Consider the following 18910-nt stretch of genomic DNA (forward strand, 5'->3'; position numbering starts at 1 on the left):
GTAGGGACCAGCGGTTCGCCACAAGGCGACTGCGCTGACATGCATCAAACCCCGGCAAACCAGACCGCCGGATACTGTTGCTTTGATCAATCGGGGAGTTACTCATGCAACGCGCTCTTGCCGCCATCCTGCTAGGCCTGAGCTGCGGCCTGGCTCAGGCCGCCGACAGCATCCGTGTCTACAACTGGAACGATTACATCGCGCCGCAGGTGCTGGAAAACTTCACCCGCGACACCGGCATCGAGGTCGAGTACCACACTTTCGCCAGTGCCGAGGAATTGGCGCAAGCGCTGGAAAGCGGTCAGCCCATCGACATCGCCGTGCCCTCGCACAATGACCTGCCAAGACTGATCGCCAGCGGCCGCATTCGCCCGCTGGATTTCAACCTGCTGCCCAACCGCACGCACCTGGACAAGCAACTGCTGAGCAAGCTGGCTGCGGTCGACCCGCAGAACCAGCACGCCATCCCCTACCTATGGGGCGCGGTTGGCCTGGCGATCAATACCCCGCAGGCCGAAGCGGCCTATGGCGGCCCGCTACCGGACAGCTGGAGCCTGCTGTTCGACGCCGAACAGAGCAAGCGCCTGGCCAGTTGCGGCATAAGCGTGCTGGATGCGTCGGATGAAACCCTGTCGTTGCTGCTCAACTACCAGGGCCGCAGCCTGGCACGCAGCGCACCGAGTCGCATCGAGCGCGCCGGAGAGATACTCGACGCTCTGCGCCCGAACCTGCGCTATGTCGACAGCGAGCGCTATATCGAAGACCTCAACAACGGCCGGCTGTGCCTGGCCATGGCCTGGGTCGGCGATGCACTGGCCGCAGCGCAGGCCGGCCAGCCAGTGCGCTTCGTGGTGCCGGACGAGGGCTCGGTACTGTTCATCGACAACCTGGTGATCCCTGCCAATGCCAGCCGCCCGGAGCTCGCCCACCGCTTCATCAACTACCTGATGCAGCCGCAGGTGATCGCGCAGATCACCGCCGAGACGCTCTACCCCAACGGCAATGCCGACTCGGCACAGTTCATCGACAGCGCCCTGCTGGAGCAACCCGGGCTCTATCCGGATCAGGACACCAAGCGCCGCCTGTATCCACTGGAGGTTCTCTCGCAGAAACATGCTCAGGTGCGTAACAACGTCTGGCAGCGCTTCCGCGACGGCAGTTGAACGGATGGCGAGGCTTGCCTCGCCAACACCGCCTGACGTCCAATAGCACCTCGCCCACCGAGGAGCTCACCATGTCGCGTCCTGCCAGCCCCCGTAAGCCGCGCGCCAGCAGTCAGGCACGGATCGCCGTGATCCTCGCGGCAGCACGCGAACTGCTGGCCGAGCAAGGCGTGGCCAATCTGTCGGTCTACACGGTGGCCGAGCACGCGAAGATTCCGCCTTCCTCGGTCTACCACTTCTTCGCCAGCGTACCGGCACTGCTCGAAGGCCTTACTGCAGACGTACACGCAGCCTTTCGCGCCTGCCTGCAGGAACCCGTCGAGCATGCCACCCTGCACACCTGGCATGACCTGTCGCGTATCGTCGAACAACGCATGCTGGACATCTACGCGCGGGACGCCGCAGCGCGCCAGTTGATCCTCGCCCAGCACGGCCTGGCCGAAGTCACTCAAGCTGACCATCAGCACGACCTCGAACTGGGCCGCCTGATGCAGGCATTGTTCGAGCGTCACTTCCCCCTGCCGCAATTACCGACGGATATCGATGTATTCGCCCTGGCCATGGAGCTGGGTGATCGCGTCTACGCCCGCTCCGTGCAACTGCACGGCGAAATCAGCCCCCGCCTGGCAGAAGAGAGCATGCGCGTTTTCGATGCCTACCTGGGCCTTTACCTGCCCGCTGCGCTGCCAAAACGAGCCACGCCGCTTATCCCGTAGGGTATCGCGGGGCCGAGTATGCACACCGCCGACATCTCGGCAATCGAGCCCTTGTGCGCCCACAGGGTTTGCAAACTCATGAACCCGACAAAAATCGAATAATTTTCGAAAATTCGATCATTCACGTCTTCTAATACCGATATTTATCGGATATAAATCGAACATCCCGCCTTGGTCGATGTCCAGCCATGGCACTCCGAGAAGGCCCTCCGGTGAAGCCGGGCTGGCCTGTGAACGAGCCAAGAGGTGCTTCATGTCCCGTATCGTTACCGTCGCTGCGACCCAGATGGCCTGCACCTGGGATACCCCCGCGAATATCGCCAACGCCGAGAAGCTGGTGCGCCAGGCAGCAGCCCGGGGCGCCCAGATCATCCTGATCCAGGAGCTGTTCGAGGCGCCCTACTTCTGCCAGAAGCCGAACGCCGACTACACCCAGCTGGCAACCACGGTGGAAGACAATCCGGCCATCGTGCACTTCCAGAAGGTCGCCGCCGAACTGAAGGTGGTGCTGCCGATAAGCTTCTTCGAGCGTGCCGGCCGCGCCCGCTTCAACAGCATCGCCATCCTCGACGCTGACGGCAGCAACCTCGGTATTTATCGAAAAAGCCACATCCCTGATGGCCCCGGCTATCACGAGAAGTACTACTTCAACCCGGGCGATACCGGCTTCAAGGTCTGGGATACCGCCTATGCGCGCATCGGCGTGGGCATCTGCTGGGACCAATGGTTCCCGGAGTGCGCACGCAGCATGGCCCTGATGGGCGCAGAAATCCTCTTCTACCCGACCGCCATCGGCAGCGAGCCGCATGACCCGAACATCAGCTCGCGCGACCACTGGCAGCGCGTGCAGCAGGGCCATGCCGGCGCCAACCTGATGCCGGTAGTGGCCAGCAACCGCATCGGCCGCGAAGAGCAGGACGGTTACGACATCACCTTCTACGGCAGCTCGTTCATCGCCAACCAGTTCGGCGAGAAGGTCGAGGAGCTGAATCAGACCGAGGAAGGCGTACTGGTGCACAGCTTCGACCTGAGCGAACTGGAGAAGGTGCGCACGGCCTGGGGCGTATTCCGCGACCGTCGCCCGAACCTATACTGGCCACTTTCGACGCTCGATGGTGAAACGCCGTCGATCTCGTAGGGTGCGCTGTGCGCACCTCACCCTCCAAACACTTTGCCGGTGCGCATGGCGCACCCTACGGAACCAGGACATGAACACGCTGACCACCACACCACGCGCCGATGGCTTTCGCATGCCGGCAGAATGGGAACCACACAGCCAGACCTGGATGGTCTGGCCCGAGCGCCCGGACAACTGGCGCAACGGTGGCAAGCCGGCCCAGGCCGCTTTCACCGCAGTGGCCAAGGCCATCGCCCAGTTCGAGCCGGTAACCGTCTGCGTGTCCGCAGCGCAATACGAAAACGCCCGCGCGCGCCTGGATGACGCCAACATCCGCCTGGTGGAAATCACCACCGACGACGCCTGGGTGCGTGACACCGGCCCGACCTTCGTCAGCAACGCCAACGGCGAAGTGCGCGGCGTGGACTGGGCGTTCAATGCCTGGGGCGGCTTCGACGGCGGTCTTTACTGGCCCTGGCTGCGTGACGACCAGGTAGCGCGCAAGATTCTCGAGATCGAAGGCTGCAAGCGCTATCGCACCGAAGGTTTCGTGCTCGAGGGTGGCTCGATCCACGTCGATGGCGAAGGCACCCTGATCACCACCGAGGAGTGCCTGCTGAACAAGAACCGCAACCCGCACCTGTCGCGTGAGGAAATCGAGGCCGTGCTGCGCGAGCACCTGGCCATCGACACGGTGATCTGGCTGCCGGACGGCCTGTACAACGACGAGACCGATGGCCACGTCGACAACTTCTGCTGCTACGTGCGTCCTGGTGAAGTGCTACTGGCCTGGACCGACGATGTGAATGATCCCAACTATCCGCGTTGCCAGGCCGCCATGCGCGTGCTGGAAAACGCGCGCGACGCCAGGGGCCGTCAGTTGACCGTGCACAAGATGCCAATCCCTGGCCCGCTTCACGCCACCGCAGAAGAATGCGCAGGCGTCGACATCGTCGACGGCAGCCAAGAGCGTAATCCGGAAGTTCGCCTGGCCGGCTCCTACGTCAACTTCCTAATCGTCAACGGTGGCATCGTCGCGCCGAGCTTCGATGACCCGAAGGACGAGGAAGCCCGTGCCATTCTTCAACGCGTGTTCCCCGAGCATCGCGTGGTGATGGTGCCAGGCCGCGAGATTCTGCTCGGCGGCGGCAATATCCACTGCATCACCCAGCAGCAGCCGGCGCCGCAAGGGCGCTGAACCATGTAGGGCGGGTGCAACCCGCCCTACATCTATGAACGCCCGGCACATGTCGGGCGTTTTCGTTAGCGCCAACTCACTCGAACGGCTGCGGCCGCGGCGTATCGTTGTTCGACGGCGGCAGGATCGGCAGGGCAAAGCTCGGCTGCTCGCCGGTCAGTGTCTTGAGGAAGGCGGTGATCTTGCCGATCTCCTCCTCGCTCAACTTACGCCCCAACTGCAAGCGCGCCATGATGTCCACCGACTCCTCCAACTTCCAATAGGCGCCGTCGTGGAAGTAGGGATAGGTCAGTTCGACGTTGCGCAGGGTTGGCACCTTGAACTTGAAGCGGTCGGCATCCTTGCCGGTCAGGCCAGCCACACCCTCGGCCGGATTGCTGGTTTCGTAGGGTTCGACCAGCCCCATCTTCTGGAACGAGTTGCCGCCCAGCGCTGGGCCGTTGTGGCAGGCGACGCAGCCGATGGACTTGAACAGCTCGTAGCCCTCCCGTTCGGTCTGGGAAATGGCCTGCTGGTCGCCCTTGAGCCACAGGTCGAAGCGCGAATTGGGCGTGACCAGAGTCTTTTCGAACTCGGCGATGGCGTCGGTCACCTCATCGAGGGTGATTTCATCGGTCTTGTACACGGTCTTGAACGATTCGCGGTATTGCGGGATCGAGCGCAGCACGTCGATGGCGAGAATATGGGTGAAGGCCATCTCCATCGGATTGGCGATGGGGCCGGCAGCCTGTTCCTTGAGGTCGGCGGCGCGGCCATCCCAGAACTGCGCCAGATTGAGACTGGAATTGAGCACCGTGGGCGAATTGATCGGCCCTTGCTGCCAGTTATGACCGATGGAGCTGGGCAGGTTGTCGCTGCCGCCCATCGACAGGTTGTGGCAGGAGTTGCAGGAAATGAAACCCGAGCGCGACAGGCGCGGATCGAAAAACAGCTGCTTGCCCAGTTCCACCTTGGCCGGATCGGTGATCTCGGCCGGTGAGATAGGCTCGACGGGTTCGTTGATCGGTACATTGGCCCAGGCGCTGGCGCCCAGGCACAACCCGACCATCAGGCTCAGAGTGCGCATGCGTATATCTCCTCGGGTATTGGCTGTTCTGGTTATGCCTTGACCATGCCCAGCGCAAACCAAGGGCGACTTGATCTGAATCAAACCGCGTACGCATCTCGCCTCAGTGGATATGTTTCATTTCATTTTGCAGGTGTTGATACCCAGTAGTGGATACACAGGGCAGAAGCGGAAGATGCCGGTTGCCAGTGGCACTACACCGATCCAGCCCCACAGACCGATCATGCCGGCCAGGCTCAGCGCGATCAGAATCAGACCTGCGACGATGCGCAGACTGCGGTCGAGCGTTCCAACATTGGCTTTCATCGAGTTTCTCCAGATCAACGTCCGCGCCGGCCTTCCAGCGCAGTAAAGATCAGCATCCCGGCGAGCATCGCCGCGACGAACAGTAGTGCCTGCCAGTGCCCAGTCAGCAGGATGGCAACGGCCGGCCCCGGACAGATGCCGGCGATACCCCAACCGACACCGAAAAGCAGGCTGCCACCAATCAGACGAACATCGAGGTCGCGACGCCTCGGCAACTGCATGGCACCGCCGAGCAGTGCCTTGGCGCGCCGCTGCGCCAAACTCAACGGCAGCGCCGCGACGCCAATGGCGCCCGTCATCACCAGGGCGAGAGACGGGTCCCAGTTACCGGCCAGATCGAGAAAGGCCAGCACCTTGGCCGGATCGGCCATGCCCGCCAACAGCAATCCAAAACCAAACAGCAGGCCGCAGGCGAATGCACTGAGTCTGACCATGTTCATGCCCCCAGCAGATGACGCAGGACAAATACCGTGACGAAACCGCTGGCCATGAAGCCCAACGTGGCCACCAGCGAGCGCGGCGACAGACGGGAAATACCGCAGACGCCATGGCCGCTGGTGCAGCCGGAGCCGTAGCGGGTGCCGATACCCACCAGCAAGCCGGCAACGATCAAGCCCAGGCTTCCCGTCTCGAACCGAATCTCCGGCAATGCCGTGAATACTCCCCAGAGCAAAGGCGCCAGAAGCAGGCCGAGAAGGAACGCCCCCTTTTCCCCTCGCCCCTCAGCACCGCGTTGCAGCAGGCTGCCGAGCAAGCCGCTGATACCGGCAACCCGCCCATTTACCAAGGCGAACACGGATGCCGCCAGGCCAATCAGGGCACCGCCAGCCAGAGCACTCCAGGGCGTGAAAGCGGCCCAGTCGATGTTCATTGCTTGCCCTCGCAGAACAGCCGATACAGGGTCTCGATCACCGCCAGCGCCGCCGGGCTGCTGATGCTATAGAAGATCTGCTTACCGTCGCGACGGGTTGCCACCAGCCCTTCACGACGCAGCACGGCCAGTTGCTGTGACAGCGTGGGCTGTTGGATACCGAGCAGCGTCTCCAGCTCACTGACGTTGCGCTCGCCTTGCGACAGCTGGCAAAGCAGCAGCAGGCGATCCGGATTGGCCAATGCCTTGAGCAGTTGCCCGGCAGCGTCGGCATTGGCTCGCAGTTGCTGGATATCGATGGATTCGACCACGGGACACCTTCACTCAATACAATATGTATTTTTATATATTGTATTTCGGGAAATTGCTAGCCCGACTGGCCGGCGGTTAAGAAGGGGCTTGAACAGGCCTTACAGGAGCGCGACTACCTGCATCAACCGATGCATGCACAGCACAAATCGTGGGAGGGGCTTTAGCCGCGACAAGAGCTCGCCGCTGAAGCGCTCCCACAAGGGGTATCGTCACTCTCCGGATTACATCCGGGCTACCACTGAAGGTATCAACGCCGGCGCACAACGGAGAACCCGCCCTACACGATAAACGCGAAAACCCGCCGAGGCGGGTTTTCTGGACGCTGCGGATGAATCAGGCGTCGGCGTCAGCAGCGGCTTGATAGGCTGCAGCGTCCAGCAGCTTGTCCAGCTCGCTGGCGTCGCTCGGCTTGAGCTTGAAGAACCAGCTGCCGTATGGGTCGCCGTTAACGCTTTCCGGGCTGTCGGCCAGCGCTTCGTTGATGGCGATCACTTCGCCACCAACTGGCGCATAAATGTCGGAAGCAGCCTTGACCGACTCCACCACGCCCGCTTCCTGACCAGCGTTCAGTTGCTTGCCAACTTCCGGCAGCTCGATGAACACCACGTCACCCAGGGCTTCCTGGGCGTGGTCGGAAATGCCCACGGTCACGCTACCGTCAGCCTCCAGGCGCGCCCACTCGTGGCTGGCGGCATAACGCAGATCGGCGGGGATATTGCTCATGTTTGATTCCTCGTAAACGGTGACGGCAAGTGGGCCGTCAGGACAATTTAGCAGGCCGCAGCGCCAGGGGAAGCCAGCACCGCGACCTGATGATTCAGATAAGGGTTTTGCCATTACGCACGAAGCCCGGCCTGACCACACGCACCGGGTACCACTTGCCGCGGATCTCCACCTCGGCACGATCCCCGGTCGCTGCCGGCACCCGTGCCAGCGCGATGGATTTGTTCAGCGTAGGCGAGAAGCTGCCACTGGTGATCTCGCCATCACCGATACCTTCGACGCGCACTACCTGGTGCGCGCGCAGCACGCCACGCTCCTCCAGCACCAGGCCAACGAGCTTGCTCGGGCAACCGACAGCACGCTGCACCTCCAGCGCCGTGCGCCCGATGAAGTCGCGCCCGGCTGGCTCCCAGGCGATGGTCCAGGCCATATTGGCGGCCAGCGGGCTGACCTGCTCATCCATGTCCTGGCCGTAGAGGTTCATGCCCGCCTCCAGGCGCAGGGTGTCGCGTGCGCCAAGGCCTATAGGCGCAATACCGGCACCGACCAGATCGTTGAGCAAGGACACCACCTCAGTCACCGGCAACACGATCTCCAGTCCGTCTTCGCCGGTATAGCCGGTACGCGCGATGAACCAGTCGCCCTCGGGCAACCCCTGGAACGGTTTGAGCTCATGGATCAGCGCGGCACGGGCCTGGCTCAGCAGTTCGGACACGCGCGCACGCGCCTTGGGCCCCTGAATGGCGAGCATGGCCAGGTCGCAACGCTCACGCAGCTGCACATCGAAATCGCCAGCCTGGGCGTGCATCCAGGCAAGGTCCTTGTCACGGGTACCGGCGTTGACCACCAGCCGATAGCCCTGCTCTTGGGAAGATGAGCTGGTGAGGTAGACGATCAGGTCGTCGATCACCCCACCCTGCTCATTGAGCATGGCGCTGTAAAGGGCCTTGCCGGGGCTCTCCAGACGGGCCACGTCGTTGGCCAGCAGACGCTGCAGAAAGGCCTGGGCCTGGCTGCCGCTCACGTCCACCACGCACATGTGCGAGACATCGAACACGCCGCACTCGCGGCGCACCTGATGATGCTCCTCCACTTGCGAACCGTAGTGCAGCGGCATGTCCCAGCCGCCGAAATCCACCATCTTGGCCCCCAGTGCCAGGTGCAGGTCATAGAGGGGGGTGCGCTGTCCCATGGGTGTCTCCTTCCGGGCTTGGCGAAGCGATTCAGACCCCCGAGAAGCTAGCTGCGTTGCCATTGCTGCGTTGCACTGGCGGCCTCGCTTACGCTTCTCGGCACGTCCGCCGGGTTACCCCGGCTCGCGAATGGCGCGCATTGTAGCCGCAAGGTTGGCGGGGGTCATCTGACCAAAGGTCGCGCGGAGCGGCGGATCGGAACGCCGACCGCTCGTAGCGCCAGCGAACAGTCCGCCAAGGTGCACAACTTGCCATCGAGCCCAATGGTGTAATGCTTCGCGAGTACCCCCTCCCAACGAGGGAACGCACACCCAGCCGTAGAGCAGGTCGGGACGAGGACCGCTGGGAACGCCTGCAGACAATCCACCACCCTCAACCGAAACCGCGTGCCGAACGACGAATCAGCAAAATCACCGGCAGCAGGCCGACCAATACCAGGGTCAACGCCGGCAGCGAGGCGCGCGCCCATTCGCCCTCGCTGGTCATTTCGAAGACTCGTACCGACAACGTGTCCCAGCCGAACGGGCGCATCAGCAGGGTCGCAGGCATCTCCTTGAGCACATCGACGAACACCAACAACGCCGCCGACAACGTGCCAGGCAGCAGCAGCGGCAGATAGACCCTGAAGAACAGCCCGAAGCTACCGACGCCAAGACTGCGCGAGGCCTCGGGCAGGGACGGACGAATACGCGCTAGGCTGGTTTCCAGAGGCCCGAAGGCCACCGCCATGAAGCGAATCAGATAGGCCACCAACAGCGCCGCCAGGCTACCCAGCAATAGCGGCTTGCCGGCACCGCCCAATACCGTGGACAGTGGAATTATCAGCTCACGATCAAGAAAGCTGAACGCCAGCATGATCGCCACCGCCAGCACCGAACCCGGCAAGGCATAGCCGAGGTTGCCCAGCGCCACACCGAAACGCACGCCGCGATTCGGCGCCTGACGCCGGGCGAAGGCCAGCAGCATGGCCACGCTGACGGTGATCAACGCCGCCATGCCGCCCAGATAGAGGGTATGCAGGATCAGCCCGGCGTAGCGCTCATCGAGGTCGAAGCGGCCGCGCTGCCAGAACCAGGCCAGCAGTTGCAGCAGCGGGATAACGAAGGCGCAGGCGAACACCAGACCGCACCAGGCGCTGGCGGCGAAGGCCTTCCAACCGTGCAACTGATACAGCGCCTTGCCCCGTGGCCGCTCGTTGGCTGGCCGCGCGGCGCCACGCGCACGGCGCTCACCATAGAGCACCAGCGCCACCGCCAGCAGCAGCAGACTCGCCAACTGAGTGGCGCTGGTCAGGCTGTAGAAGCTGTACCAGGTCTTGTAGATCGCCGTGGTGAAGGTGTCGAAATTGAACACCGAAACCGCACCGAAATCGGCCAGGGTTTCCATGACCGCCAGAGCCAGGCCGGCACCGATGGCTGGCCGCGCCATCGGCAGCGCCACACGCCAGAACGCCTGCCATGGGCTCTGCCCCAGTACCCGCGCTGCCTCCATCAGGCCCTTGCCCTGGGCCAGGAAGGCACCTCGGGCGAGCAGGTAGACGTAGGGATAGAACACCAGCACCAGAACGATGATCACGCCACCGGTAGAGCGCACTCGCGGCAAGCGCAAGCCGCTGCCGAACCATTCGCGCAGCAGCGTCTGCACCGGGCCGGCGAAATCCAGCAAGCCTACGAAGACGAAGGCCAGGACATAGGCGGGAATGGCGAAAGGCAGCATCAGCGCCCAGTCCAGCCAGCGCCGCCCGGGGAACTCGCAGAGGCTGGTGAGCCAGGCCAGACTGACGCCCAGCAGCGTCACACCCACACCGACCCCCATCACCAACGTCAGCGTGTTACCAATCAGCCGCGCCATCTGCGTCTGCCACAGGTGCGACCAGATTTGCTGATCGACCTCATGCCAGCTCAGCAGCAATACCGACAGGGGCATCAGCACAAGAACGGCGACGGCAAGAACGATGGGATACCAGCGACGCTGGACGGGATGCGGCACGCGGATTCCTCTACTACGGAAATGACGACGCCCCGGCTAGGCGGGGCGTCGCAGTATAACGGCAGCGCTGTGCTCGTCGATGATCGTTCCCACGCTCCGCGTGGGAATGCAGCGCTCGACGCTCCAGCGTCAGAAGCCAACAGGCGTGACGCGGAGCGTCACTGGTGACGTACCCACGCCGGAGCGTGGGCACGATCTCCTTTACTGCCAGCCGGCGCGATCCATCAGCATGGTCGCTTCAGCCTGACGCTTGCCCGCCACTTCGGTCGCAACCGAGTCAGCCTTGAAGGTACCCCAGGCAGCCACTTCCTCGGACGGTGCGACCGCCGGGTTGGCCGGGAACTCCTGGTTGACGCCGGCGAAGATGCTCTGCGCTTCCGGGGTGGTCATCCACTCCAGCAGCTTCTTGGCCTGTTCGGCGTGCGGTGCATGCTTGGTCACACCGGCACCGGCCAGGTTGACGTGCACGCCACGGTCGTCCTGGTTCGGCCAGAAGGGTTTGACCTTCAGATCCGGCTGCTGCTTGTGCAGACGGCCGTAGTAGTAGGTGTTGGTAATGCCCACGTCGCACTGGCCGGCGTCGATGGCCTGCAGCAGTGCGGTGTCATCCGGGAATACGTCGGTAGCCAGGTTGTTGACCCAGCCCTTGACGATCTCCTCGGTCTTCTCGGCGCCATGGGCCTCGATCAGGGTGGCGGTCAGCGACTGGTTGTAGACCTTCTTGCTGGTGCGCAGGCACAGGCGGCCTTCCCAGTTTTTGTCAGCCAGGGCTTCGTAGGTGGACAACTCTTGCGGCTTGACGCGCTCGGTGGAGTAGAAAATGGTCCGCGCACGCAGCGACAGGCCAGTCCAGCTGTCGGTGCTGGAGCGGTACTGGGCGGGGATGTTGGCGTCGATCACGTCGGACTTGGTCGGCTGCAGCACGCCTTCCTGCTCGGCCTGCCAGAGGTTGCCGGCGTCGACGGTAATCAGCAGGTCGGCCGGGGTGTTGGCGCCTTCGGCCTTGAGACGGGCGATCAGCGGGGCTTCCTTGTCGGTGATGAACTTCACCTTGACCCCAGTTTTCTCGGTGTAGGCATCGAACACCGGCTTGATCAGCTCATCGATACGGGCGGAATAGACCACCACTTCGTCGGCAGCCTGAACGGCGGTTGCCAGGGTGCTGAGAGTGAATGCAGCGAGAAGCGCGTTGCGAGCCTTCATGGGACCAGCCTCTTGTGGGTGAGCAAAGTGGCTGAATAGTAGTGAATGTTATTTGCCTTCTCAACGTAAACAGCAAGACAACACGCAGCAGTTATTACAAGTTGCGTCCGCTCAGGCCCGCGCCAATTCCGGCAGGTCACCGGCCAGCCCAAGCGCCTGACGCACGAACAGCGCCTTGGCCTCGGCCTGACCGTCCACCAGATCGAGACCGACATTGCGCAGCAGGCGCAGCGGCAAGGGGTCGGCCTGGAACAGGCGCTGAAAGCCTTCCATCGCCGCCATCATCGCCAGGTTGTGCGGCATGCGCCGACGCTCGAAACGGCTCAGCACGCGCTCATCACTGAGGTGCTCACCCCGTTCGGCGGCATGCAGCAGCACCTCGGCCAGCACAGCAGCGTCAAGGAAACCCAGGTTGACCCCCTGCCCCGCCAGTGGATGGATGGTGTGCGCGGCATCGCCGATCAGCGCCAGCCCAGGCTCCACATAGCGCTTGGCATGACGCTGGCGCAGCGGGATGCACAGACGGCGATCAGCATGCAGCACCTTGCCCAGGCGCAATTCGAAGGCCTTGCCCAGTTCGACACAGAAGGCCTCGTCGTCCAGCGCCATCAAGCGCTCGGCTTCGACCGGCACGGTCGACCAGACGATCGAGCACCAATGCTCGCCGGCAGGGCCTGCCAGCGGCAGGAAGGCCAGTGGACCATCGTCGGTAAAGCGTTGCCAGGCAGTGGCCTGGTGCGGCTTCTCGCAACGCACGCTGGTGACGATGGCATGGTGCAGATAATCCCATTCGCGCGTGGCGCAACCGGCCAGGCGCCGCACCGCGGAATTGGCGCCATCAGCCGCCACCAGCAGCGGCGCACGCAACTGACGGCCGCCTTCCAGGGTCAGCAGCCAGTCATCGCCGCTGCGGCGCAGTTGCTCCAGGCGTGTGCCGGGCAACAGACCGATCTGGCTGTCGTGCAGACGTTCGAGCAGGGCATCCTGCACCACGCGATTCTCGACGATATGACCAAGCGTCTCGGCATGCACGCTGGCGGCGGCGAAGTGAATGCTGCCGGTGCCGGAGCCGTCCCACACGCGCATCTCGCCATAAGGGCAGGCACGCCGCGCAGCGATGCCCTGCCAGGCGCCCAGGCGCTCGAGAATGCGCTGACTGGCCATCGACAATGCACTGACGCGCGGCTCAAACGGCGCCTGCGCATCGAACGGCGCCACGCTCAGCGGGCTGCCATCGACGATCAGAATCTTCAGACCGCTGTGTTCCAGCGCCAGAGCCAGGGTACTGCCGACCATACCGGCACCGACGATGATCAGATCCGCGCGCATATCACTCCTCAAACCGTAGGGTGCGCTGTGCGCACCCTGGCTTCCGATTGGTGCGCACGGCCTGGGCGGCCCCGCGACACCCTACGGAATTGCTCATAGATTGCGGGTTCCCATGCCCATGGCCTGGCGGGCGAACCAGCGCTTGGCCGGCGGCAGCAGGTCAAGGCCGAGCAACCCCAGGTTACGCCCGGCGGTCAGCAGCGGCTGCCCATTACTGAACAGACGCGTCACCTGGTCGGAGAAACCGACGGTCATTTGTTGATCGAGCTTTTGCCGTTGCTGGTAACTCTGCAGGGTGGCGAAATCGCCCAGTGCTGCCTCGCTGCCGATCAGCACCTCGGCCAGCGCCAGGGTATCGCGCAGAGACAGGTTGTAGCCCTGACCGGCGATAGGGTGCAGGCTGTGCGCGGCGTTGCCCAGCACCACCAGATGCGGGCGCACCTGCTCCTGCGCCTCGACCAGGCTCAGCGGATAGAGATGTCGCGCACCCACCTGCTTCAAGGCGCCCAGGCGATAACCGAAAGCCTGCTGCAACTCACCGAGAAAGCTCGCCTCGCTGGCGCGCAGCAGGCGCTCGGCGTCAGCGGCGGCGCGCGTCCAGACCAGCGCGCAACGGTTATCGCTCAGGGGCAGCAGCGCCATCGGGCCATCATCGGTGAAACGTTCGAAGGCCTGCCCGCGATGCGCCTCCAACGGGCTGACGTTGGCGATCAGCGCACTCTGCCCGTAAGGCTTGCTGCTGACGCCAATACCGAGTTGCTCACGCAAGCCGGAACGTCCACCGTCGGCGAGAATCGCCACGTCGCAGTCGAGGCAGGTTTCATCGTTCAGGGTGAGGCGATAGCCGTCGTCGAGACGCTGCATACCGACCACTTCGGCCGGGCAGCGCCACTCGATCACATCCTGATCCAGCGCCTGCCACAGGCAATGGCCGAGCCAGGCGTTCTCCGCTACGTAGCCGAGCGCCGGCACGCCTTCCTCGATGGCCTGCAGACGCGTGGCACCGAAACGGCCACGGTCGGAAACATGGATTTGCTGAATCGGCTCGGCACGCTGGGCAATGCTCTGCCACAGGCCCAGGCGGTCGTATATCAACCGGCTGCCATAGGACAGCGCGGTAGAGCGGGCGTCATAGCTGGGCTGGTATTCGCTGCCCGGGGCGAAGGGTTCGATCAGGGCGATGCGCCAGCCACGCTGGCGTGCCGTGTCCTGCAGGGCCAGCGCCAGGCTGGCGCCGACCAGACCGCCGCCGATGATGGCCAACTGTACCCGCGTCATCGACATGCCTCCGCCGTCAGCATCAGGCTGGCACCGAACCATTCACCAACAGCCCCGCCACCGATGAGCGCCAGATTCACACGTGACATGGGCTCAGGCCGCCTCGGTGCGCGCGGCCGCCATCAGTGCCTCGATCTCGGCAACGGTCTTGGGCACACCGTTGGTGAGAATCTCGCAGCCCTTCTTGGTGACCACCACGTCGTCCTCGATGCGCACGCCGATGCCGCGCCATTTCTTGGCGACCTTGTCGTTGTCGGTGGCGATGTAGATGCCCGGCTCCACGGTCATCGCCATGCCGACTTCCAGCACCCGCCATTCGCCGCCAACCTTGTAGTCGCCGACATCGTGCACATCCATGCCCAGCCAGTGGCCGGCGCGGTGCATATAGAAAGGTTTGTAGGCTTCGCTGGCGATCAGCTCGTCGACATCGCCCTCGAGCAGGCCCAGTTCAACCAGACCGGCAGTGATCACCCGTACCGTGGCTTCGTGGGCCTCGTTCCAGTGCTTGCCCGGGGCGATTTCCTTGAATGCGGCTTCCTGCGAAGCCAGCACCAGCTCATAAATAGCCTTCTGCTCGGGGGAAAACCTGCCGCTGACCGGGAAGGTACGAGTGATGTCGCTGGCGTAGCAGTCGATCTCGCAGCCGGCGTCGATCAGCACCAGGTCGCCGTCCTTGAGCACCGCGTCGTTCTCACGGTAGTGCAGGATGCAGGCATTGCGGCCGGCGGCGACGATACTGCCGTAGGCCGGCATCTTCGCTCCACCCTTGCGGAACTCGTAGTCCAGCTCGGCTTCCAGGTGATATTCGAACAGCCCGTCGCGACTCGCCTGCATCGCGCGTATGTGGGCACGCGCACTGATCTCGGCCGCTTCCTTCATCACTTTCACCTCGGCAGACGACTTGTAAAGGCGCATGTCGTGCAGCAGATGGTTGAGGGCGACGAATTCGTTTGGCGGCGTCGCGCCCTGGCGCGCCTTGGCGCGGATATGGTTGACCCACTCCATCAGCCGATGATCGAACTCCTGATTGCTGCCGATGGCGTAGTAGACACGCTCGCGACCTTCGATCAGCCCCGGAAGAATGTCGTCGATGTCGCCAATGGGGAAGGCATCGTCGGCGCCAAACCGGCTGATCGCACCGTCCTGGCCGGCACGCAGACCATCCCATAGCTCGCGCTCCGGATCGCGTTCACGGCAGAACAGCACGTACTCACCGTGCTCGCGCCCAGGGATCAGCGCCATCACCGCTTCCGGCTCCGGGAAACCGGTGAGGTACTGGAAATCGCTGTCCTGACGGTAGACATGCTCGACGTCACGGTTGCGGATATACACCGGCGCCGCTGGCAGAATGGCGATGCTGTTGGGTTCCATCTGCGCCATCAGCGCCTTGCGCCGACGGGCATATTCGGACTTGGGGATGCTGATCAAGGCAGGCTCCGACGAACAATCAGTGCAGGGACGGTTTGGCAGCAGGCGCCGCAGGCTTGGCGCACTCGGTGAACAGCAGCAGTGGCGCGACCCGCAGGTATTCCATCACCTCCATGTAGTCGCTCTCGCCATCTTCCGATTCTTCCAGTGCACTCTGCACCTGGGCGATGGCGGAGAGATCCTGCAACACTTCCATGGCTTCGGCACTCAGCGCATCGTCGCGAGCGGTCAGGCCGAAGCCACCGAGAAAGCCCTGACACCACTGACCCAGAGCGACTGCGCGCTGCGCCAACGGGGTTTCGTCATCCGGCAACAGCAGCACCACGGTGACGTCTTCGCTGCACAACTCACCCTTGACCATTTCCTGCAGACCGATCAGCGCCTGGCGCACGCTGTCCTGCGGCTCGCCACCGAGCAGGTCGGCAGCGTCGAGCAGCCAGGCATCGGCATCGAAGCCGGCGCCGGCACAGCTGCGGCCCAGCAGCAGGCCATGCAGTTCGGCAGGGGAAACGGAATGCCCGGCGCTGCTGAGCAGGGCGGCGAAGGCGGCGTAGGGAGAGCTTGGAATCGACATAGATAGCTAGGCGCCAGACGGCGCAATCTCTAGAATGGAGGCCTCGTATCCTAGCACCGGCAGACGCGGCAAGACCATCCGAGGCCGCCGGGGTGATGCCGTCATCTGCATCACACCACTGCTATCTGGGTTTGACCCCTAACCGGGACAGGCCTATACAGTCCAGCCAGCCATCCCATAGCGAGAGCCCATGGAAGACGCCGATCTGCACGCATTGACCGCCAAGCTGGAACTGCTGATCCAGCGTGTCGAGCAGCTAAAGGCTCACAACCGACTCCTGCTGGCGAATGAACAGGCCTGGCGCGAGGAACGCGCCCATCTGATCGAAAAGAACGAAATGGCCCGGCACAAGGTCGAATCGATGATTTCGCGCCTTAAAGCCCTGGAGCAGGACTCATGACCCAGTCGAACACCGTGACCGTCCACATTCTGGACAAAGAATATTGCATCGCCTGCCCGCAGGACGAACGCGCCAATCTGGAAAGCGCGGCTCGCTACCTGGACGGCAAGATGCGCGAGATCCGTACCAGCGGCAAAGTGATCGGTGCCGACCGCGTCGCCGTGATGGCAGCCTTGAACATCACCCACGACCTGCTGCACAAGCAACAACGCCTGGATCAGGACGCCAACTCCACCCGCCAGCAGGTGCGCGATCTGCTCGATCGTGTCGACCATGCGCTGGCCGACGACCCGAGCGCCTGAGCGCCGTCATGCCTGCCAGTTCGTCGCAGGCCGCCCCGCAGACCCTCTGTTCGGGTATACTGGGCGCAACTTCCTGGGGTGTGCGCCAGTCGGTGATGTCCCTGAGCCGATACGCACAACCACGGGGGTTGCACGTTGGGGCCGGTGTGCATGTCCGCCTGACGGAAAGCCTTAACGCCTCCTGCAACCTCCACCTTGAACTTTCGGGTTCAAGGGCTAAACCGACAGCGGCACGCCGGGAAGTCATCATTTCCAGCAGTGACCTTCAGCGCTGCTACCCGCCTCGTCCAAGCCCCAATTCATGACTACGCCAGCCACGATCAGTCGCCCGCAACTGCGCCGCGTGCTGCGTCAGCGTCGTCGCGCGCTCAGCCGCAGCCAGCAACGTCTTGCCGCACGCAACCTGTATCGCCAGTTGGCACAAAGCCCGCAGTTTCGCCGCGCCAGGCATATCGCCCTGTACCTGCCCAACGATGGCGAAATCGACCCGAGGCCTTTGCTGGCCGCTGCACAGAAGCGCGGCAAGCGCACCTACCTGCCGGTACTCAGCGCCTGGCCGCGCACCAAGATGGTGTTTCAGCGCGTCACTCGGCACGAGAAACTGGCGGGCAATCGCTTCCGCATCCTCGAGCCACGCACACAGCCCAAGCGCCAACGCAAGGTCTGGGCGCTGGACCTGGTGCTACTGCCGCTGGTGGGCTTCGATGATCGCGGCGGCCGCCTGGGCATGGGCGGCGGCTTCTACGACCGCAGCCTGGCTTACCTGCGCATGCGCAAAAATTGGCACATGCCGACACTACTGGGCCTGGCGCATGAATGTCAGCACGTGGAGGAACTGGCGATGGCCAGCTGGGACGTACCCTTGCAGGCAACGGTGACGGACAAGGCGTGGTATTGAATCGAAAGATGCGGCACCGCGTTCCCTGCGGCGCTTACGCTGGCAGCCCGCGAATCAGGGCTGCTGCGTTACATTGATCGGAGCGTCGCTCTGGCGCTCCCAAAAGCTCTGGGTGTAACCCGTGGTAACCACGCCCAGGCTGAACAGTACGACGAGAACCCACAAAAGATCTGGCTTGCGTTTCATCTATTGCCTCCCCCTTCAAGGCAATGCGCGCGTTGGTCGCGCGTTATTGTTGTGTGCAATACGACGGCGCCAAGCTTTAGCCGGGCATTGTCCGTCAGCGCCAAGCACTGTGCAATTTCTGGCGCCAACCGGCCGTCGGAGATATCCCTCAAACGAGCGTCCGCTTACGGACAGACCTGCAGGAGCAAAGTTCATGCCTTATTGGCTGATGAAGTCCGAACCCGATGAATTGTCCATCCACGACCTGCAACGACTGGGCAAAACGCGCTGGGATGGCGTGCGCAATTACCAGGCGCGCAACTTCATGCGTGCGATGAAGCCCGGCGATCTGTTCTTCTTCTATCACTCCAGTTGCCCGCAACCCGGCATCGCCGGCATCGCGCGCATTGCCGGCGAGATCTACCCGGACCCCACCGCACTGGACCCGCAAAGCCATTATCACGATCCCAAGGCCAGTACCGAGAAAAATCCCTGGAGCGCCCTGGACGTCGAGTTCGTCGAGGCCTTCGACGAGGTGCTGGCGCTGCAGCAACTGAAGAACAATCCGCTACTGGCCGAACTGGCATTGGTACAACGTGGCAGTCGCCTGTCGGTGATGCCGGTGAGCGATGCCGAATGGGCAGCAATTCTCGCCATGCGTTGAGTAGCATGCGGCACT

At 63.3% G+C, this 18910-nt stretch carries 22 protein-coding genes and 1 other RNA gene; 9 read left to right on the forward strand and 14 right to left on the reverse strand.

Annotation, left to right across the window (positions count from 1 at the left end; translation table 11 throughout):
• The first annotated feature begins 104 nt into the window (after positions 1-104).
• The 4 genes from GV002_RS01805 to aguA all read left to right on the forward strand — a co-directional run bounded on the left by GV002_RS01805 (position 105) and on the right by aguA (position 4194).
• Positions 105-1163 (forward strand): polyamine ABC transporter substrate-binding protein, encoded by a 1059-nt coding sequence (locus tag GV002_RS01805; protein ID WP_160016791.1) that lies wholly within the window; start codon positions 105-107, stop codon positions 1161-1163.
• 71 nt (positions 1164-1234) lie between these two features.
• Positions 1235-1879, forward strand: a complete 645-nt coding sequence (locus GV002_RS01810) for a TetR/AcrR family transcriptional regulator (protein ID WP_160016792.1) — start codon at positions 1235-1237, stop codon at positions 1877-1879.
• 253 nt (positions 1880-2132) lie between these two features.
• Positions 2133-3017 carry an N-carbamoylputrescine amidase gene (gene aguB, locus GV002_RS01815; RefSeq protein WP_160016793.1) on the forward strand — a complete coding sequence of 295 codons (885 nt, stop codon included), beginning with the start codon at positions 2133-2135 and terminating at the stop codon, positions 3015-3017.
• 70 nt (positions 3018-3087) lie between these two features.
• Complete coding sequence (gene aguA, locus GV002_RS01820) at positions 3088-4194, forward strand: agmatine deiminase (protein ID WP_160016794.1); 1107 nt, start codon at positions 3088-3090, stop codon at positions 4192-4194.
• 76 nt (positions 4195-4270) lie between these two features.
• Here aguA and GV002_RS01825 read toward each other — a convergent pair whose 3' ends face one another.
• The 13 genes from GV002_RS01825 to GV002_RS01885 form a co-directional block, all read right to left on the reverse strand.
• A complete protein-coding gene (locus GV002_RS01825) occupies positions 4271-5260 on the reverse strand; it encodes a cytochrome-c peroxidase (protein WP_160016795.1) in 990 nt (329 codons plus the stop codon).
• Between the two features lie 117 nt (positions 5261-5377).
• Positions 5378-5566, reverse strand: a complete 189-nt coding sequence (locus GV002_RS01830) for a DUF2892 domain-containing protein (protein ID WP_160016796.1) — start codon at positions 5564-5566, stop codon at positions 5378-5380.
• Between the two features lie 14 nt (positions 5567-5580).
• A complete protein-coding gene (locus GV002_RS01835) occupies positions 5581-6000 on the reverse strand; it encodes a DUF6691 family protein (protein ID WP_160016797.1) in 420 nt (139 codons plus the stop codon).
• Between the two features lie 2 nt (positions 6001-6002).
• Entirely contained in the window at positions 6003-6437 is a 435-nt protein-coding gene (locus GV002_RS01840) for a YeeE/YedE family protein (protein ID WP_160016798.1), read from the reverse strand.
• Positions 6434-6748: an ArsR/SmtB family transcription factor gene (locus GV002_RS01845; RefSeq protein WP_160016799.1), complete on the reverse strand. Its 315-nt coding sequence runs from the start codon at positions 6746-6748 to the stop codon at positions 6434-6436. Before GV002_RS01845 ends, GV002_RS01840 begins: the two co-directional genes overlap by 4 nt.
• Before the next feature lie 334 nt (positions 6749-7082).
• Positions 7083-7472 carry a glycine cleavage system protein GcvH gene (gene gcvH, locus GV002_RS01850; protein ID WP_072423510.1) on the reverse strand — a complete coding sequence of 130 codons (390 nt, stop codon included), beginning with the start codon at positions 7470-7472 and terminating at the stop codon, positions 7083-7085.
• A gap of 94 nt (positions 7473-7566) precedes the next feature.
• A complete protein-coding gene (gene gcvT, locus GV002_RS01855) occupies positions 7567-8664 on the reverse strand; it encodes a glycine cleavage system aminomethyltransferase GcvT (protein WP_160016800.1) in 1098 nt (365 codons plus the stop codon).
• Positions 8665-9037: 373 nt separating this feature from the next.
• Positions 9038-10654, reverse strand: coding sequence for an ABC transporter permease (locus tag GV002_RS01860; protein ID WP_160016801.1), 1617 nt, complete (start codon positions 10652-10654; stop codon positions 9038-9040).
• Positions 10655-10855: 201 nt separating this feature from the next.
• Entirely contained in the window at positions 10856-11857 is a 1002-nt protein-coding gene (locus tag GV002_RS01865; protein WP_160016802.1) for an extracellular solute-binding protein, read from the reverse strand.
• 111 nt (positions 11858-11968) lie between these two features.
• Entirely contained in the window at positions 11969-13186 is a 1218-nt protein-coding gene (locus GV002_RS01870; protein ID WP_160016803.1) for a 2-octaprenyl-3-methyl-6-methoxy-1,4-benzoquinol hydroxylase, read from the reverse strand.
• Positions 13187-13279: 93 nt separating this feature from the next.
• Entirely contained in the window at positions 13280-14464 is a 1185-nt protein-coding gene (gene ubiH / locus GV002_RS01875; RefSeq protein ID WP_160016804.1) for a 2-octaprenyl-6-methoxyphenyl hydroxylase, read from the reverse strand.
• Between the two features lie 93 nt (positions 14465-14557).
• Complete coding sequence (gene pepP / locus GV002_RS01880; RefSeq protein WP_160016805.1) at positions 14558-15892, reverse strand: Xaa-Pro aminopeptidase; 1335 nt, start codon at positions 15890-15892, stop codon at positions 14558-14560.
• 19 nt (positions 15893-15911) lie between these two features.
• Positions 15912-16466: a YecA family protein gene (locus GV002_RS01885; protein WP_160016806.1), complete on the reverse strand. Its 555-nt coding sequence runs from the start codon at positions 16464-16466 to the stop codon at positions 15912-15914.
• 190 nt (positions 16467-16656) lie between these two features.
• Here GV002_RS01885 and GV002_RS01890 point away from each other — a divergent pair, with 190 nt between their 5' ends.
• The 4 genes from GV002_RS01890 (at position 16657) to GV002_RS01905 (ending at position 18066) form a co-directional block, all read left to right on the forward strand.
• Positions 16657-16866, forward strand: a complete 210-nt coding sequence (locus tag GV002_RS01890) for a TIGR02449 family protein (RefSeq protein WP_003458652.1) — start codon at positions 16657-16659, stop codon at positions 16864-16866.
• Positions 16863-17168: a cell division protein ZapA gene (locus GV002_RS01895; RefSeq protein ID WP_003458649.1), complete on the forward strand. Its 306-nt coding sequence runs from the start codon at positions 16863-16865 to the stop codon at positions 17166-17168. Before GV002_RS01890 ends, GV002_RS01895 begins: the two co-directional genes overlap by 4 nt.
• Before the next feature lie 67 nt (positions 17169-17235).
• A non-coding RNA gene (gene ssrS / locus GV002_RS01900) (6S RNA) lies at positions 17236-17414 on the forward strand.
• A 55-nt stretch (positions 17415-17469) separates the two neighbouring features.
• Positions 17470-18066, forward strand: a complete 597-nt coding sequence (locus GV002_RS01905) for a 5-formyltetrahydrofolate cyclo-ligase (protein WP_160016807.1) — start codon at positions 17470-17472, stop codon at positions 18064-18066.
• Between the two features lie 54 nt (positions 18067-18120).
• On the opposite strand, the gene GV002_RS24230 is transcribed toward GV002_RS01905, so the two are convergent.
• Positions 18121-18252, reverse strand: coding sequence for a hypothetical protein (locus GV002_RS24230; RefSeq protein WP_256667014.1), 132 nt, complete (start codon positions 18250-18252; stop codon positions 18121-18123).
• A 193-nt stretch (positions 18253-18445) separates the two neighbouring features.
• Between GV002_RS24230 and GV002_RS01910 the strand changes: the two genes are divergently transcribed.
• Positions 18446-18895 (forward strand): EVE domain-containing protein, encoded by a 450-nt coding sequence (locus GV002_RS01910; RefSeq protein WP_160016808.1) that lies wholly within the window; start codon positions 18446-18448, stop codon positions 18893-18895.
• Positions 18896-18910 lie beyond the last annotated feature (15 nt).

This window comes from Pseudomonas sp. 8O, assembly GCF_902506495.1.
Taxonomy (GTDB): domain Bacteria; phylum Pseudomonadota; class Gammaproteobacteria; order Pseudomonadales; family Pseudomonadaceae; genus Aquipseudomonas; species Aquipseudomonas chaetocerotis.

Bases quoted from the DNA above. Each gene is read 5' to 3' on its own strand.
- GV002_RS01805 (WP_160016791.1), top strand. From the start codon at position 105: ATGCAACGCGCTCTTGCCGCCATCCTGCTAGGCCTGAGCTGCGGCCTG.
- GV002_RS01810 (WP_160016792.1), top strand. From the start codon at position 1,235: ATGTCGCGTCCTGCCAGCCCCCGTAAGCCGCGCGCCAGCAGTCAGGCA.
- aguB (WP_160016793.1), top strand. From the start codon at position 2,133: ATGTCCCGTATCGTTACCGTCGCTGCGACCCAGATGGCCTGCACCTGG.
- aguA (WP_160016794.1), top strand. From the start codon at position 3,088: ATGAACACGCTGACCACCACACCACGCGCCGATGGCTTTCGCATGCCG.
- GV002_RS01825 (WP_160016795.1), bottom strand. From the start codon at position 5,260: ATGCGCACTCTGAGCCTGATGGTCGGGTTGTGCCTGGGCGCCAGCGCC.
- GV002_RS01830 (WP_160016796.1), bottom strand. From the start codon at position 5,566: ATGAAAGCCAATGTTGGAACGCTCGACCGCAGTCTGCGCATCGTCGCA.
- GV002_RS01835 (WP_160016797.1), bottom strand. From the start codon at position 6,000: ATGGTCAGACTCAGTGCATTCGCCTGCGGCCTGCTGTTTGGTTTTGGA.
- GV002_RS01840 (WP_160016798.1), bottom strand. From the start codon at position 6,437: ATGAACATCGACTGGGCCGCTTTCACGCCCTGGAGTGCTCTGGCTGGC.
- gcvH (WP_072423510.1), bottom strand. From the start codon at position 7,472: ATGAGCAATATCCCCGCCGATCTGCGTTATGCCGCCAGCCACGAGTGG.
- gcvT (WP_160016800.1), bottom strand. From the start codon at position 8,664: ATGGGACAGCGCACCCCCCTCTATGACCTGCACCTGGCACTGGGGGCC.
- GV002_RS01865 (WP_160016802.1), bottom strand. From the start codon at position 11,857: ATGAAGGCTCGCAACGCGCTTCTCGCTGCATTCACTCTCAGCACCCTG.
- GV002_RS01870 (WP_160016803.1), bottom strand. From the start codon at position 13,186: ATGCGCGCGGATCTGATCATCGTCGGTGCCGGTATGGTCGGCAGTACC.
- ubiH (WP_160016804.1), bottom strand. From the start codon at position 14,464: ATGACGCGGGTACAGTTGGCCATCATCGGCGGCGGTCTGGTCGGCGCC.
- GV002_RS01885 (WP_160016806.1), bottom strand. From the start codon at position 16,466: ATGTCGATTCCAAGCTCTCCCTACGCCGCCTTCGCCGCCCTGCTCAGC.
- GV002_RS01890 (WP_003458652.1), top strand. From the start codon at position 16,657: ATGGAAGACGCCGATCTGCACGCATTGACCGCCAAGCTGGAACTGCTG.
- GV002_RS01895 (WP_003458649.1), top strand. From the start codon at position 16,863: ATGACCCAGTCGAACACCGTGACCGTCCACATTCTGGACAAAGAATAT.
- GV002_RS01905 (WP_160016807.1), top strand. From the start codon at position 17,470: ATGACTACGCCAGCCACGATCAGTCGCCCGCAACTGCGCCGCGTGCTG.
- GV002_RS24230 (WP_256667014.1), bottom strand. From the start codon at position 18,252: ATGAAACGCAAGCCAGATCTTTTGTGGGTTCTCGTCGTACTGTTCAGC.
- GV002_RS01910 (WP_160016808.1), top strand. From the start codon at position 18,446: ATGCCTTATTGGCTGATGAAGTCCGAACCCGATGAATTGTCCATCCAC.